Below are 13,499 nucleotides of genomic sequence, written 5' to 3'. Positions count from 1 at the left end.
ACCTTGATGACCTCCGCACCGAGGTCGGCGAGCAACTGCCCGGCCCACGGTCCCGCCAGGATGCGCGCCAGTTCGAGGACGCGAATCCCCTCGAGCGGTTTGGCGGCGCTCACCAGGACCGCCGCGATGTCAGACTGGCTGTTTCTGCCATCAGTAGACCACGACCGACCTGATGCTTTCCCCGGAATGCATCAGGTCAAAGCCCTTGTTGATCTGGTCGAGCGTCAGAACGTGGGTGATCATCGGATCGATCTCGATTCTGCCGTTCATGTACCAGTCGACGATCTTCGGCACGTCGGTGCGCCCCTTGGCCCCCCCGAACGCGGTGCCGCGCCAGTTGCGACCGGTAACGAGCTGGAAGGGTCGCGTGCTGATTTCCTTGCCCGCTTCGGCAACGCCGATAACGATGCTGGTGCCCCAGCCCCGATGGCAGGCTTCCAGTGCCTGGCGCATGACGGTCGTGTTGCCGGTGCAGTCAAAGGTGTAGTCCGCGCCGCCGTCGGTCAGCGCCACCAGATGCGCGACGATGTCACCGACGTTCTTGGGATTGACGAAGTGGGTCATGCCGAACTTGCGGCCCCATTCCTCGCGGTCGGGGTTGATGTCGACGCCGATGATCATACCCGCGCCTGCAAGTCGTGCGCCCTGCAGCACGTTCAGGCCGATGCCGCCCAGACCGAACACAATGACGTTGTCACCGACCTGCACCTTGGCTGTGTTGACGACCGCGCCGACTCCCGTCGTCACGCCGCACCCGATGTAGCAGCTCGTCTTGAACGGTGCGTCGGAACGGATCGTCGCAACCGCAATCTCGGGCAACACGGTGAAGTTCGAGAATGTCGAACAACCCATGTAGTGAAAGATCGGCTGCCCCTTGTAGCTGAAACGACTGGTGCCATCGGGCATCACGCCTTTCCCTTGTGTCGCGCGGATCGCGGTGCACAGGTTGGTCTTGCCCGACAGGCACGACTTACACTGGCGACATTCGGGTGTGTAGAGCGGGATGACATGGTCGCCGACCGCGACGCTGGTCACGCCCGCGCCGATTTCCCGGACGATGCCGGCACCTTCATGGCCGAGGATCGACGGAAAAATGCCTTCGCTGTCCAGACCGTCAAGTGTGTAGGCATCGGTGTGGCAGATGCCGGTCGCCATAATCTCGACCAGCACTTCGCCCGCGCGTGGACCATCCAGATCGACTTCGACGATTTCGAGCGGCTGCTTGGCTTCAAAGGCGACGGCGGCTCGGGTCTTCATCGTGTCAGGCTCCTGGCGTTTATACTCGCGCCGTCCTTTAGTGATCGGCTGCCGATCCGGCAAAACTTATTGAGCGTGTTTTTGCTGACGATTCGGTAACCAGCTTTGCGATAGGACGACGGTATGGAAATCGCCGACACCTACCACGCAATGATCGACACGATCATTGCGACCACCGGCCTGTCGGACACCGTGCTGCACATTCACGCAGGCATGGCGATCTATCTGCTGGCACAGCTAATGTTGCGGACGCGGCGCGCGTCGCTGAACGCGCTGACCATGGTCTTTGCGCTGGAAGCGGCGAACGAAACTATGGACCGGCTCCATTCGGGTTCTTGGAACTGGCCCAACACGCTGTCCGATTTTGCGGCGACGATGTTCTGGCCTTTGATGATCGTGATCGTCGGGCGTTATCGACGCCAACGCTGGGCGCGTATGGAGGCCCATCGGACTTTCGTGGCCAGTATGGGGCTGGCCCCTATACCAACCGCCCGTCCGGCAAGACGCGCACGGTAAACAAAGATATTATTTTTTAGACACCTGCGTAGCTGGCGGTGGAGACACTCCGGCACCCCCTGCACCGAACACCGGACGCTCACTGCTGGCAACCGATCGTTCGGTTACCGGCGCTGCGGCAGCCGGTGATGCGGCAGCAACCGAAGTGGCTCCGGTGGCAAAACCGGCCTTGGCAAGCACCCGGTCGCTAGACAGGATCGGACGTTCGGCGGTCGTGACGGTCACCATTTCCCCGGGGAGCATCATCGCAGCCAGTCCGGTCGTTGCGTCCACCGCCGCTCCAAGGGGAAGTTGGAGGACCGGCTCGGCGGATGCATAGCGCGCCGTAAAGGCTGGCGGCGTTCCCCAACGTCCCTGCCAGCGATAAAAGATGTGCGCGCCGATCTGTACCGTCTTCACCAAAGTGTTCGACCAATAAGGCGCAACCCAATCGGTGTGGTAATGGGTGGCCCAGCCGACCGGCGCAAAGACCGAGCCGCTTAGGGCTCGGGCGGCGACCAGTCGCGCACGGTTCCAGGCGACCTGCGAAACCCGACGTTTTAACGCCCCGTCGCAGCTGAATGAAAACTGGCAGCCGGTCCGACGCTCATAGCCCTGGAAAACGACGCCGCAGACACTGTGGGGAAACGCCGGATGGCGGACCCTGTTCAGAACCACCTGCGCTACCGCGCGCTGCCCATCGTCCGATTCGGATGCCGCCTCGTAATAGATCGCGGCGGTCATGCAATCGAGCGAGCGTGAAAAGTCGCCCGGATTCACCGTCCCCAGGGAAAATGCCGACGCCATCGGATTGGCGATCTTTGCAACAGGGATCGCATCGTTCCATTCGACCGCCTGTTCATGCGTCAGGGGACGCAGCGCCTTTGGATCGGATTGCGGCAGGACGACCGGCGGTGCGGCAACCGCCACATCGACGGCGCGGCGCGAAGTTTTGGCGGGCTCGGCGCGCGTCAGATAAAATGCCGCTGCGGCTGCGGCAACGACGGCGACCAACGCCAGCGCCAACACGATCAGCGGTCCAGCGGCAGGCATGACTCGAATGCTCTCCAAAATGAAGAGCGCGCGCTTGCCGCGATTAAAAGTTTTTCCGTGCTGCAACATATTTCTAAATATGCCCATAGGCGGCCCGTTCAAGAGTCGCTAGTTACAATCATTTGGTCGCCCGGGACAGTTCGGGCACTGTTCAGGAACGGGCTGACTGCCGAAATGTTCATTTCACTGATTGCCGCGACATTGCTCGCCGGAGAAGCACCGAGACTGCCGACGCGCATCGGCTTTGCCAGCGCGGGCGAACTTGCCCTACGGTGCGCAGAGACTTCGCCTGCCGGGGCGACCTACTGCTTTACCTACATCGCCGCCGTGTACGATACCGTTCGCGCCTACGAACAATGGTTACACCTGCGTGAGTTCTGCTTGCCCTATAATGTCACGCAATCGGACCTGCGCCGAACCTTTATCGATTATCTGGGAACGCATCCGCTGGATCGATCGGGCCAGGCGGCCTCGGTCGTCGTCGCTGCTTTGAAGCAGCATTATCCGTGCGCGGTGGCTGTTCCCCCGCCACTATCGGCGCCGTCACCGGCGCCCAAACCGTCGTTGCGTACCCCGAGATAAGGCCGCTGCAATCAGAGGACTGCGACGGCCAGCGCTGCCAAGGCGGCGATCAGGACAGCAACCCCGCCAAAGCGCGAAAGCGTCGAGACGACGGCTTCAAGGCGACTCGGCTGCTCTTCCGGCGATAACCCGATCTGGTCGTCGGGCAGGGCAAACCGCGCATAAATAAGGTTCTGGAGATCGGCGACGTGGTTGTTCGCCAGTGCGTGCGTGAAATCCTCATCGTGCCTGGCGAGGGTTGACGGTTGCTGGGTTGCGGCACGGTCATCGGTGCCGACGGGCGGTTGGAATCGATGGCGTGGCACGGTGGATCACCCGAAATTGGCTGGTCCTGCGAAAGTATCGGCGCCGGGTGTATAAATGTTTAATTTTGCGTGGCGGTTCGTGCCGCCTGTCAGGCCCAGCTGTCAGGCATCGGCGATGGCCTGGCTGGCATCGCTGGAGATGATCTTGCGGACGCTTCCCTCAAGGTAGAGCGCGGTCAGAACATCGCTTTGGTAGGCGCCGGTATCGATCCCGATCCGGTTTTGCCGGACCTCCACCTCACGCGAAATACTGTGGCCATGGACGATGACCGCGCCATGGTCCGAATTATCGTCCAGGAAATCGTCGCGGATCCATAACAGGTCGGTCCGCGCCTGGCGTTTCAAGGTCGTGCCCGGTCGGATGCCCGCATGACAAAAGAAATAGTCTCCCGATGACGCGCTAAGCGGCAGGCTGGCCAGCCAGGTGAGCCAGTCTTGCGGGATGGCGGCCTTGACCTGCGCGATATAGCGACCCTCGTCGCACCCCCGTTCAGGCGGCGCAAAACCAAAGCTGCGGAGCGTTTCGGCGCCCCCACTCCGTGACCAGGCGCGGAGCATCCCGGGCTCCTCGCTCAAGGCCCGCAGCATCAATTCCTCATGGTTGCCGAGCAGGGTGACAAGCTGGTCGCTCTGTTTCGACAGATTGCGAACATAACGCAGGGTCTCCGCCGAATCGGGTCCACGATCAACCAGGTCGCCCAGCAGGATCAAATGCATGTTCTGGTTGTCGGGCAGGGTTTCCGAATGCAACTCAAGCCGCGCGAGCAGCAGCTTCAATAGGTCCAGCCTGCCGTGAACGTCGCCGATCGCGTAGATCCGCTCGCCATTCTGGGTTGAGGTGGGGCGCATTACCGACCGCTCATTCCACTTAAATCGCACTTAAGCTACGTCCATTCATTGCAGATATCTGACACTATACACTAGAAGTTTGGCTTTTACGCCCGTCTGCCAGATTCGCCTTTTTAACCCTAAATGCAGATAGATAGTAAACTCATTGCGCTTTTTTTATCAATCTCGCTGTCGCGCAGCACGAAGCATCGCATGCAATCATTTTATTAAAGGCACATTCGCGAGGTGCATCGTACGCAGGGACGCCATTATAACATTCAAACAATCACGAATAATGCTGCAATGTATTTTTGCACCGCAGCGTAGAACATGCCGAAGATACTTTATCAATAAATCACCAATTTCAATCGTTTTTCAGGGTTGGTCTTATGTTTTCCTGAATTATGCTTTTGCGTTTTCCAGATTGTTTTTCAATAATCGCAAAGCACTTGGTGCGTTAACTTTATCGTCTATGTCCCACAAAGCGACGACCGAAGCGATAATTTAAGCGCTTGTTGGGAATAGGTATTAGCGATAAAACCGGCGTTCAAGTCAACGCTGATAGGGTTCTGCCGTGATTCTTAGGGCTGCCGTTATTTTCTGTCTTACTTTCGCGACATCGTGCGCTGCAGCGCCGCAGACGAAGGTTTTGGCGACCGGTGAGCGCTACTCGCTGGCAAATTCACAGATCGAGGATTATCGGCTCGGCGTTGGTGACAAGGTGAAATTGACCGTGTTCAACGAACCAACGCTTTCGGGCGAGTTTTCGGTGTCCGCGAGCGGTCTGCTGTCGTTGCCCCTGGTTGGTGACGTCGAGGCAGTTGGCAAGGGCCCCGTCGAGATTGCCGCTTTGGTGCAGGCGCGGCTCAGCGCCGGTTATCTGCGCGAACCAAAGGTTAATCTGGAAGTCATCACCTATCGGCCGTTTTTCATCCTCGGCGAAGTAAAGTCGCCCGGCCAATACCCCTATGCAAGCGGCCTGACGGTATTGAATGCCATCGCAACGGCCCAGGGTTTCACCCCCCGATCGAAGCGCACAAGGGCTTTTATCCGACGTTCCGGATCGGCGCTTGAAGAAGAATTTGCCCTGACTCCGGAACTAAGGGTGTTCCCGGGCGATACTATACGATTGGGCGAGCGATATTTTTAGAGCGACTCGTCCTTCACGAGACGAACAGGGAAAAGGCGGGACTATGAAAATTCAGGCAAAGCGGCTTGGGCTGGCCGTGTCGATTGCGCTTGTAGGCGCGGTGGCGCCATCGCTGGCAGTTATTGCGACTTCGTCCGGCACTGTAGCGGTCAAGGACCCGGCCGAGGGCATGGCGCTGTCCAACAAGCTGGCTGCGTCCATCCGCGCTGATATCGCGGCACGGCCTGCGACGGCATCGGTCGAGGATCTGGAAGGCGTAATCGTCTTTGGTCTCAGCCACGATGATTATTCAACGCTGGTCATGGACAATGCGCTGACTATGCTCGTCACGGGACCCAATGTGTCGGACACGCTGAAGCAGGCGGTCGCCAATGTCCGGATGGCGTCGGTGCGGCGCAAGCTGAAGCTTGGCACTGGCGCTATCCCCTCGCGTGGTAGTGGCTTTAGTGGCGGTGGTTTCGGCGGCGGCAGCAGTTTTTCTGCTCCGATCGTCAGTGTCGGTGGTGGTTCCTCGAACTACAAATCCTGATCATGGGACTTCGCAAGCCCAGCCCGAAAGGCCCCACCATCGTCACAGTCTGTGGTCGCAAACTGACCGATCACGGTCGGACGCTCGGCACGATCACCTGCTCGCTACTGGCGATGGCTTATGGAACAGAGGCACGCGCGCAGTCGGAAACCACCCTGATCCAGCCGGCGATCCCCGATGGCTTCGACCGCGGCCGGAATGTCAGTGTGCTGGCACGGCCCCGACCGGACTATGACCCGCTCGGAATCACGGTCAACAGCTTCAATGTCTTCCCCCGCGTCGACGTCGGCGTCGGTGCGACCAACAACGTTTTCCTGACGAACACGAACACGACCAGCGACGTCTTTGCCTTCGTCAATCCGTCGTTCAGCGCCAAGTCCGACTGGTCGCGCCACCAGGTGCTGTTGCGCGGCGGCGCCCAGCTTCGTCGGTTCGTCGACCAGCCGCGGCGTAACGAGAACGCCTGGAATCTCGGCGCGCTGGGTCGGCTCGATGCCAGCGAATCGCTGTCGATCACGGCAGAGGGCCAAGTGGCTCGCCAGTTCGAATCGCCGTTTTCGGGAGAGGTTCAGTCCAATCTCGCCGTGCTGTCGAGCTACCTGCGCACCTTCGGCCAATTGCGCACCGAATATCAGTTCGGCCAGGGCCGGGCATTGCTTGTGGTCGATCGCACGGCGTTCGATTTCAATTCGATCAAGGCGGCCAACGGCGCGCGGCTCGACCAGTCCGCTCGTAACCGCCACATCGCCCGCGTGACTGGCCAGGGTGAATATGCCTTCACCCCCAGCCTCGCGGTCTATGGCCAGCTTGGTTACAGCCGGACGACTTATACCCGGACGCTGTCGTCGGGCCTCGCCAACCGGGGATCCGATGCCGCGCGCGTCATCGGTGGCGTGAATTTCGATCTCGCGGGCCTGCTGCGCGGCACTATCGGCGTCGGCTACGTCCAGCGCAATTACAAGAGCGCGCTGTACAGGGATGTCGGCGGCGTCTCGGTCGAGAGCAAGCTGGAGGTATTTCCGACCGAATTGACGACGGTTACCGTGGCTGTGCGGCGCGTGCTGGAAGACTCCAGCATCGGGTCGTCCAACGCCTTTTTCGACAACCGCGCCTCGGTCAGGATCGACCATGAACTGCTGCGTAACCTGTTGTTGAACGTCACCGGCGAAATCGCCCGCCAGAACTACATCGACTCGCCCGCACGGACCAATACCTACCGGGTGATCGGCGGAGGCCGTTATATGGTGTCGCGCAACTTCGGCATCGAAACGCAGGCGTCCTATGGCAACCAGGTCGGCAATGGCACCGGTGTGGGCAATCGTTTCAGCGAACTTCGCGGTCAAATCGGCATCGTCCTGCAACGCTAGTAAGCGCGGCTCTTTCAAAATCTATTACGGGCAGATTCGACATGGAAATTTCGCACGAGTCGGACATGAACGAGGGACAATTGTCTGATCTCGTCGCGCGCGTCCGCGATGCCATCCGCCGCCGCTGGTTGACCCTGCTGCTGGTCGCCGCCGCGATCTTCGGGATCAGCGTCGTGCTGGTGTTGTTGCTGACTCCGCAATACCAGTCGGTCGCGCGGATTCGGATCGACCCGTCGCGCAATCCGCTGGCCAACAGTCCACAAGCGCAAAGCGAGGCGCTGAGCCCCGAAGCGCTGGAAACCGAAGTCTCTACCCTGAGTTCGGTGGCTGTCGCGACCGACGTCGCCACCCGCCTGCGCCTGGAGAATGATCCAGAATTCACCAAGGGCATTGGCGAGTCTGGCGCTGTGCTTAGCTTGCCCGACCGCAGGGCTGCGGTCGCCAATGCCTTGCTTCAGAAACTGTCCGTCGGGCGGGACAAGCTGACCTATATCCTGAACGTAAAGTTCACCTCTCGCGACAGCTTGAAATCGGCCCGGATCGCCAACGCCTTTGCCGAAAGCTATATCTCGACCAAGTCAGGATCGAAGCTCGGAACAGCCGAACGCCAGTCCGAATGGTTCAAGCGCCGGCTCGATGCCGTCGGCAACGAAGTGCGTGACGCCGACGCACGCGTTGCCCAGTATCGAGCGCAGGCCGGCATCGTCCAGGGCAGCACCGGCGGTTCGGGCGGCGGCACGATCACCGACCAGCAAGTCGGTCCGCTGTCGTCACAGATCGCAACGGCACGTTCGGACGCTGCGGCGGCACGCGCCAACCTGGCCGCCGCCGAAGGACAAATTTCACGCGGCGGACAGGATGCCGTTTCCGAAGTGCTGAGTTCGCCAGTCATCGGCGACCTGCGCCGCCAGCGCACCGAGATACTGCGCAACATGGGCGAAGTTCAGGCGCGCTATGGTGAGCGGCATCCCGAAAGCGTCCGCGTTCGCGATCAGCTGGCCTCGATCGATTCGCAGCTGAAGGAGGAAACCGCGCGCGTCATCGGTTCGTTGCGCGCCACCGCGTCGGCAGCCGAAGCCCGCTCCAACAGCTTGTCCGGGTCGATGAATCAGCTTGAATCGCAACAGGCGACCAACACCCGCAACGCTGTCCTGGCCGAAAGCCTGGAGCGCGAGGCCACCGCCAAGCGCGCACTGTTCGACCGGATGTCGCAAATGTCGCTTGAAAGCACGCAGACGGCGCAAGGTTCATTCGCCCAGGCCGAAATCGTCGACCGCGCCCTGCCACCACCGTCCCCGACTTCCCCGAACAAGCCCCTGCTGTTTGCGCTAGCGCTGATCGTCGCGCTCGGTGCCGGAACCGGAACCATCGCGGTGCAGGAAATGCTGGTTACGGGGTTGCGGACGACTGAGGACGTCGAGACCCAGCTTGGCGTGCCGGTGCTGGCCGCCATTCCGAAGGTTCCAAAGACGACCAATCCGGCAAACCTGCTCCTGGAGCGACCGACGTCGCTTTTTGCCGAGTCGCTCCGCATCGCGCGGGCCGCAATTTTGGGCGTGCGGTCGGCAAAACCGCCGCAGGTTATTGCCATTACCTCTGCTTTGCCGAGCGAGGGCAAGACGACGACGGCGCTTTCGTTTGCGCGCACCCTAGCGGTCAACAATGCCAAGACCCTGCTCATCGAATGCGACGTGCGGCGCGCGGCCATGCGCTTCTCGGTCGGCACACCCGCCACGACGGCGGGGATCGTCGAAGTCCTGCACGGCGAGGCGGCGGTCGAACAGGCGATCACGCCGGGCGATGTCCCGGGGCTTGATCATTTGCTGGTGCTGGCCCCTTATTTCAGTTCCGAAGACCTGTTCGGTGGTGGTAATTTCGAACGGCTGCTGGCCGGTCTGCGACAGAAATATGAGCATATCGTGCTCGACCTTCCGCCGCTGGTCGGTCTGGCGGACGGTCGGTTCCTCGCCGTTTTGGCCGATGCTACGGCGCTGGCGGTGAAATGGGATTCGACCCCCGCCGCCGCCGCATCGTCGGCAATTTCGTGGTTACGCTCCGATGGTGCGAACTTGGTTGGCGTGCTCTATACGATGGTCGACTCATCGGCAGAGGCTATCGGTGGGCTGTATTACTCCAAGAAATATTCCTCGTATTACCAGCAGGCCTGATCCCCGGAGGACGCGCCCACAGGGGGGCGTTAGTCCGGCACTGGCGCGGCATATTGTCGGGCTGGGCACGGCCCGGACGATCGTTATTCTCGGCTTACTGATCGTGATCGGCCGCGCGGCATTCGTCATCGATCGTGAAAGCCTTGTCGTCTTGTCGCAGCAGCGCGTCGAACGTCAGTCGCACCTGTTTGCGGGCCAGGGCATTGCTACCTCGCTCCCGGTCCGCCCCGCCGGTGCGGCCTATCCTGCCCGCGCGCGCGTCAACGATGCCCTGTATCTGGCGCGGGGGGCGCAGTCAGCCGGGACACCGGGCGACCGTAGTGCGGCTTTGGATCGCGCGCGCGCCGAACTGACAATGGCCAGGTCAGTCAGGCCGGTCTGGGGGGAAATCGAAATTGTCGCGGCGTTCGTGCATGTCTTGCGTGACGGCGAGGACACGGTTGCGACCCGTCGTGCGCTCGAGCAAAGCTATGCCCAGACCCCCTATCTGCGCACCGCGGCGGCGTGGCGCGTCCAATATGGCCTGCGCTACTGGCTCGCCCTCAATCCCGAAACCCGGCGGCGCGTCATCAACGAAGCCGTCTGGCTCACCCGGATCGACGATCAGTCGCGCACGATGGTCTTTGACCTTGCGCGCGGTTCAGCGGCGTACAAACCGTTCATCCTGCGCTGGCTCGCCAGTCGCGGCGGCGATGCCGACTTCGGAGCGAACAATCGCATCACCCCATAAAAGTCCCATGATAAACAGTGCCAATGTTATCGTGGCGGGAACATCCAGCAGGATATCGATCATCGAACACGCGATGATGAGTCCGATGGCCGCTGCCAAGCCAATCTCGTCGATCGTCCATTTCCCCGCCAAGCCGTTGCCGACCTGTCGCGCGCCCCACAAGAAGGCCGCGACGATCAGGAGCAGATAGGGCAAACCGGCATTCAGCCAAAGCTGGAGCAGGATGTTGTGGGCAGAGTTGACCGTCCATGCAGCTTGCGCAAACTGGATGGTGCCGGGAAAGTGACCGTTGATCGTGGGAAACGATCCCCAGCCATAGCCATAGAGTGGCGATAACCGCGCGACATCATGATAGTGCCCCCACAGCATCGTCCGCAATCCCATCCCGCCCCAGATCGTATCCAGGCGCTCGACCAACAATCCGGTAAAGCGGGCGACGAGCAATAGCACGACCGCCCCCGTCGGGATCAGAATGGGGAGCAGGGGTCGCAGCACATGACGGGCCCGCAATCCGCCCAGCACCCCGACCACGATCAGCAGGATCATGGTCAGCACGTTGGTGAAGCGCGACGCCGTGGCAAAGGCCGTGCCCAGCGCCAGCAGGAAGCCGAAGCAATATAGCCCCGCCCGGATGGCCAGCCCACGCCGCAACAGATGATGCGACGATTGCGCCAACAGGAGGAATAGCTGCGACAGCGCCAGGGTCGCGATGACCCCCGCAACCGCTGCAGTGACATTGACGTTGCCGATCGTTCCCTGAAACCTGCCATCGCGCTCGACCGTCCAGAATGACAACAGTCCATCGGTCCCGACCGCCCGGATCGCCAGCCCGAATATCAGGTAGAGGCACGCGACCATGATCAGCCAGTCGATGGCCCGCTGGCGAAATCGCAATCTGCCCGCGATCATCACGCCGCAATACAGAGCAGCCACGCCGCCGATCTGGCTCAGCACGCCGATCTCAAGGAAATCGGGCGTAAAGGGTCGGGGCAGCCCGGGTCCCGCACCCAGTACGGGGAACCCGCTTGCGAAAACGGCCCATGCGCTGGCCAGCGCGATAAGCACGAGGACCGGCACGGTGCGCTTCATGCGGCAGGCATCCAGCGGCGCGACGACCAGCAAGACGATCAACAGGACGCAGTTGACGATGGCCGAGATGGCCTGCCCCGAAGCGCTGTTATAGCCGTTGAACAGCATCCCGCTGGAAATCGCTAACACTGCCCCGACCGGGATCCAGTTCCCCCCGCCTTTGCTCCACTTCGGTCCAGTATCGATCACACGCCCGGCTACCACCTCGTTCCCCATGCCCCACTCTACACGGTAAATATCGCCGCGAACTCGGAAATTTCGCTTGCCCGTGATTTGCCGCCGGATCGATACGAATTTTCATCGCGCATTAGCAAAATCTTTGAAGGTTTGTGGGAGGACGAAGTTGTTCTTCCGGAGCAGTCAATGTCTTTCAAACCCGAATTATTCGTGCGATTTTTTGCGGCGACGCTGGCCACAGCGCTGCCAGCGGGCCGGGCGGCGGCTAAGGCGATCGGGACGTTCATGCCCGATGGCGACGTTGCCGAGGCACCGCTTGGGTTCGAGGACATGTGCCTCCGCGACGCAGCGCTCTGCGATGTCGGCCTGGCGCGACCAGCGACCATCACCGCCCAGTCCGCGGTGACCCGACCGGGTGCGGGCAAGGTTTACGACACAACCGAAATCCGCGCCCTGTCAGTCGGTTTTCAGGCGGGGTGCATCACTTCCTCATTGCCGGTAGCTGCCGGTGTCGGAACATGGCGACCGGTCCTGCAGCCACTGCTGGTGAACCCGAAGGACGCCTTTGCCGCGCCCCTGCCTGTTGTCACCCTCGGAAGTTTTACGCCCTGCGTAAGGACCGCGGTTTCCCCCGTTGCCAAGGAGGCCATCGGCCCGAAGCTCCAGAAAAAGATGGTCGACCGGATCAATGCCATCGTCAACAACGACATCACACAGATCAGCGACTTCGATGCCACAGGCGTCGAAGAACGGTGGCAGCGGCCGGAGCCCGGGCGCAACCCCGTGGGTGACTGCGAGGATCTGGCGATCGAAAAACGGATGCGGCTGATCGATGGTGGGTTTCCGTCCGACCGGTTGTTTCTGGCGGTCGCCTATCGCCGCAGCTTTGGGCTTCATACCGTGCTGGTCGCGCAGCTCGACGATGGCGATCGAGTGCTCGACAGTATGACGCGCCGGGTCCTGCCGTGGGCGAAGGTCAAATATGTCTGGCTGCGTAAACAGACCATCGGTGCGCCCCGGGTCTGGCGACGGATCGGGACGCCGACGCACGACAATGATGAGATGGTTTTGAAAAAGGCGTCGCCGGTAATCGTCGCCTCTTCCTAGCGGGCTCCGGCCGGGGCGGCGAGGGTCGCGCAGGCCCGGAGTTCGGCTTCTGGAGCGCCGCCGGTTTTCGCTGCCTTGGCGCGCTCGGCGCCCAGCAGCGCGTCAGCCTCGGCCTCGCTCCTGCCAACCGAAATGGCCTCCTCCTTCGCCCGGTAGGTCAGCACTGCGGCGAGCGTCGCGAGGTCCTTGGCATCCTTGGTCAGCCCATCGCGGGTCTTCACCGCCTCATAGGCCAGTGCCATGATGGCCGCGCAGCGTGGCATCGTCGGGACCGGAGGCGTCGGTATCCGGGCGTGCATCCGGATCGCGCATTTGTCGATTTCGGCGCGATCGAGGGTCTTGGCCTTTTGCAGGTCGGCGACGGCGGCGAGGATCAGGTCGCGGACCTGCTCGCGGGTCTTGCCGGTGGTTTTCATCACGTCCCCGCCAACCACGCCGGCAAAGTCCGCGCCGTCGTCGCCGACGTCGGGATAGTCACCCCACCCGCTCCCGCGCTTTTGTTCATTCGCGACGATGGCAAGCCCGGCGACACAGCGGATGTCGGTGGACTGGGCGGGCGACACCGCGGCGGCGGCAAGGGCGAGGAGGATGGACATGGGGGGCCTGATAGCGAAGTGCGGCAGGAGTTGCACCTGTCACGGTTCGCGGCGATAGCGCGTTGC

General features: G+C 61.5%; 15 protein-coding genes. 8 read left to right on the top strand and 7 right to left on the bottom strand.

The window, feature by feature from the left end:
- The coding region (locus tag Q0R02_RS12895) for a CoA transferase (RefSeq protein ID WP_293884108.1) at positions 1 to 113 on the bottom strand (113 nt) is incomplete at its 3' end.
- Positions 114 to 150: 37 nt separating this feature from the next.
- Entirely contained in the window at positions 151 to 1,257 is a 1,107-nt protein-coding gene (locus tag Q0R02_RS12890; protein ID WP_293884098.1) for an S-(hydroxymethyl)glutathione dehydrogenase/class III alcohol dehydrogenase, read from the bottom strand.
- Between the two features lie 123 nt (positions 1,258 to 1,380).
- Between Q0R02_RS12890 and Q0R02_RS12885 the strand changes: the two genes are divergently transcribed.
- Positions 1,381 to 1,773 (top strand): hypothetical protein, encoded by a 393-nt coding sequence (locus Q0R02_RS12885; protein WP_293884096.1) that lies wholly within the window; start codon positions 1,381 to 1,383, stop codon positions 1,771 to 1,773.
- 9 nt (positions 1,774 to 1,782) lie between these two features.
- On the opposite strand, the gene Q0R02_RS12880 is transcribed toward Q0R02_RS12885, so the two are convergent.
- Positions 1,783 to 2,805, bottom strand: coding sequence for a cell wall hydrolase (locus tag Q0R02_RS12880; protein WP_293884094.1), 1,023 nt, complete (start codon positions 2,803 to 2,805; stop codon positions 1,783 to 1,785).
- Positions 2,806 to 2,979: 174 nt separating this feature from the next.
- Between Q0R02_RS12880 and Q0R02_RS12875 the strand changes: the two genes are divergently transcribed.
- Positions 2,980 to 3,387: a Rap1a/Tai family immunity protein gene (locus Q0R02_RS12875; RefSeq protein ID WP_293884092.1), complete on the top strand. Its 408-nt coding sequence runs from the start codon at positions 2,980 to 2,982 to the stop codon at positions 3,385 to 3,387.
- Positions 3,388 to 3,398: 11 nt separating this feature from the next.
- Here the strand turns inward: Q0R02_RS12875 and Q0R02_RS12870 are convergent, their stop codons facing one another.
- Entirely contained in the window at positions 3,399 to 3,692 is a 294-nt protein-coding gene (locus Q0R02_RS12870; protein WP_293884090.1) for a hypothetical protein, read from the bottom strand.
- Between the two features lie 102 nt (positions 3,693 to 3,794).
- Complete coding sequence (locus Q0R02_RS12865; RefSeq protein WP_293884088.1) at positions 3,795 to 4,541, bottom strand: metallophosphoesterase family protein; 747 nt, start codon at positions 4,539 to 4,541, stop codon at positions 3,795 to 3,797.
- A gap of 628 nt (positions 4,542 to 5,169) precedes the next feature.
- On the opposite strand from Q0R02_RS12865, the gene Q0R02_RS12860 reads away from it, so the two are divergent.
- From Q0R02_RS12860 to Q0R02_RS12840, 5 genes are all read left to right on the top strand, one after another.
- Positions 5,170 to 5,670, top strand: coding sequence for a polysaccharide biosynthesis/export family protein (locus tag Q0R02_RS12860; protein WP_293884087.1), 501 nt, complete (start codon positions 5,170 to 5,172; stop codon positions 5,668 to 5,670).
- A 43-nt stretch (positions 5,671 to 5,713) separates the two neighbouring features.
- Positions 5,714 to 6,199 carry a hypothetical protein gene (locus tag Q0R02_RS12855; RefSeq protein WP_293884086.1) on the top strand — a complete coding sequence of 162 codons (486 nt, stop codon included), beginning with the start codon at positions 5,714 to 5,716 and terminating at the stop codon, positions 6,197 to 6,199.
- 2 nt (positions 6,200 to 6,201) lie between these two features.
- A complete protein-coding gene (locus Q0R02_RS12850; RefSeq protein ID WP_293884084.1) occupies positions 6,202 to 7,566 on the top strand; it encodes an outer membrane beta-barrel protein in 1,365 nt (454 codons plus the stop codon).
- Positions 7,567 to 7,607: 41 nt separating this feature from the next.
- Positions 7,608 to 9,734, top strand: a complete 2,127-nt coding sequence (locus Q0R02_RS12845) for a polysaccharide biosynthesis tyrosine autokinase (protein WP_293884083.1) — start codon at positions 7,608 to 7,610, stop codon at positions 9,732 to 9,734.
- A 103-nt stretch (positions 9,735 to 9,837) separates the two neighbouring features.
- Positions 9,838 to 10,464, top strand: a complete 627-nt coding sequence (locus Q0R02_RS12840) for a hypothetical protein (protein WP_293884082.1) — start codon at positions 9,838 to 9,840, stop codon at positions 10,462 to 10,464.
- Here the strand turns inward: Q0R02_RS12840 and Q0R02_RS12835 are convergent.
- Complete coding sequence (locus tag Q0R02_RS12835) at positions 10,375 to 11,757, bottom strand: O-antigen ligase (protein ID WP_293884081.1); 1,383 nt, start codon at positions 11,755 to 11,757, stop codon at positions 10,375 to 10,377. The genes Q0R02_RS12840 and Q0R02_RS12835 overlap by 90 nt on opposite strands.
- Before the next feature lie 159 nt (positions 11,758 to 11,916).
- On the opposite strand from Q0R02_RS12835, the gene Q0R02_RS12830 reads away from it, so the two are divergent.
- Positions 11,917 to 12,837, top strand: coding sequence for a transglutaminase-like cysteine peptidase (locus tag Q0R02_RS12830; RefSeq protein WP_293884079.1), 921 nt, complete (start codon positions 11,917 to 11,919; stop codon positions 12,835 to 12,837).
- On the opposite strand, the gene Q0R02_RS12825 is transcribed toward Q0R02_RS12830, so the two are convergent.
- Positions 12,834 to 13,433, bottom strand: coding sequence for a hypothetical protein (locus Q0R02_RS12825; RefSeq protein ID WP_293884077.1), 600 nt, complete (start codon positions 13,431 to 13,433; stop codon positions 12,834 to 12,836). The two genes, Q0R02_RS12830 and Q0R02_RS12825, sit on opposite strands and share 4 nt — an antisense overlap.
- Positions 13,434 to 13,499: the final 66 nt, after the last annotated feature.

The sequence above is a fragment of the Sphingomonas sp. genome, from assembly GCF_025353885.1.
In the GTDB taxonomy this organism is placed as follows: domain Bacteria; phylum Pseudomonadota; class Alphaproteobacteria; order Sphingomonadales; family Sphingomonadaceae; genus Sphingomonas_O.
Note: the sequence above shows the minus strand (reverse complement) of the source record. Positions and strands in the feature narration are given on the sequence as shown.

What these genes read in the sequence shown, in the direction of transcription:
- Q0R02_RS12890 (WP_293884098.1), bottom strand. Translation starts at nt 1,257, where the DNA reads ATGAAGACCCGAGCCGCCGTCGCCTTTGAAGCCAAGCAGCCGCTCGAA.
- Q0R02_RS12885 (WP_293884096.1), top strand. Translation starts at nt 1,381, where the DNA reads ATGGAAATCGCCGACACCTACCACGCAATGATCGACACGATCATTGCG.
- Q0R02_RS12880 (WP_293884094.1), bottom strand. Translation starts at nt 2,805, where the DNA reads ATGCCTGCCGCTGGACCGCTGATCGTGTTGGCGCTGGCGTTGGTCGCC.
- Q0R02_RS12875 (WP_293884092.1), top strand. Translation starts at nt 2,980, where the DNA reads ATGTTCATTTCACTGATTGCCGCGACATTGCTCGCCGGAGAAGCACCG.
- Q0R02_RS12865 (WP_293884088.1), bottom strand. Translation starts at nt 4,541, where the DNA reads ATGCGCCCCACCTCAACCCAGAATGGCGAGCGGATCTACGCGATCGGC.
- Q0R02_RS12855 (WP_293884086.1), top strand. Translation starts at nt 5,714, where the DNA reads ATGAAAATTCAGGCAAAGCGGCTTGGGCTGGCCGTGTCGATTGCGCTT.
- Q0R02_RS12850 (WP_293884084.1), top strand. Translation starts at nt 6,202, where the DNA reads ATGGGACTTCGCAAGCCCAGCCCGAAAGGCCCCACCATCGTCACAGTC.
- Q0R02_RS12845 (WP_293884083.1), top strand. Translation starts at nt 7,608, where the DNA reads ATGGAAATTTCGCACGAGTCGGACATGAACGAGGGACAATTGTCTGAT.
- Q0R02_RS12830 (WP_293884079.1), top strand. Translation starts at nt 11,917, where the DNA reads ATGTCTTTCAAACCCGAATTATTCGTGCGATTTTTTGCGGCGACGCTG.
- Q0R02_RS12825 (WP_293884077.1), bottom strand. Translation starts at nt 13,433, where the DNA reads ATGTCCATCCTCCTCGCCCTTGCCGCCGCCGCGGTGTCGCCCGCCCAG.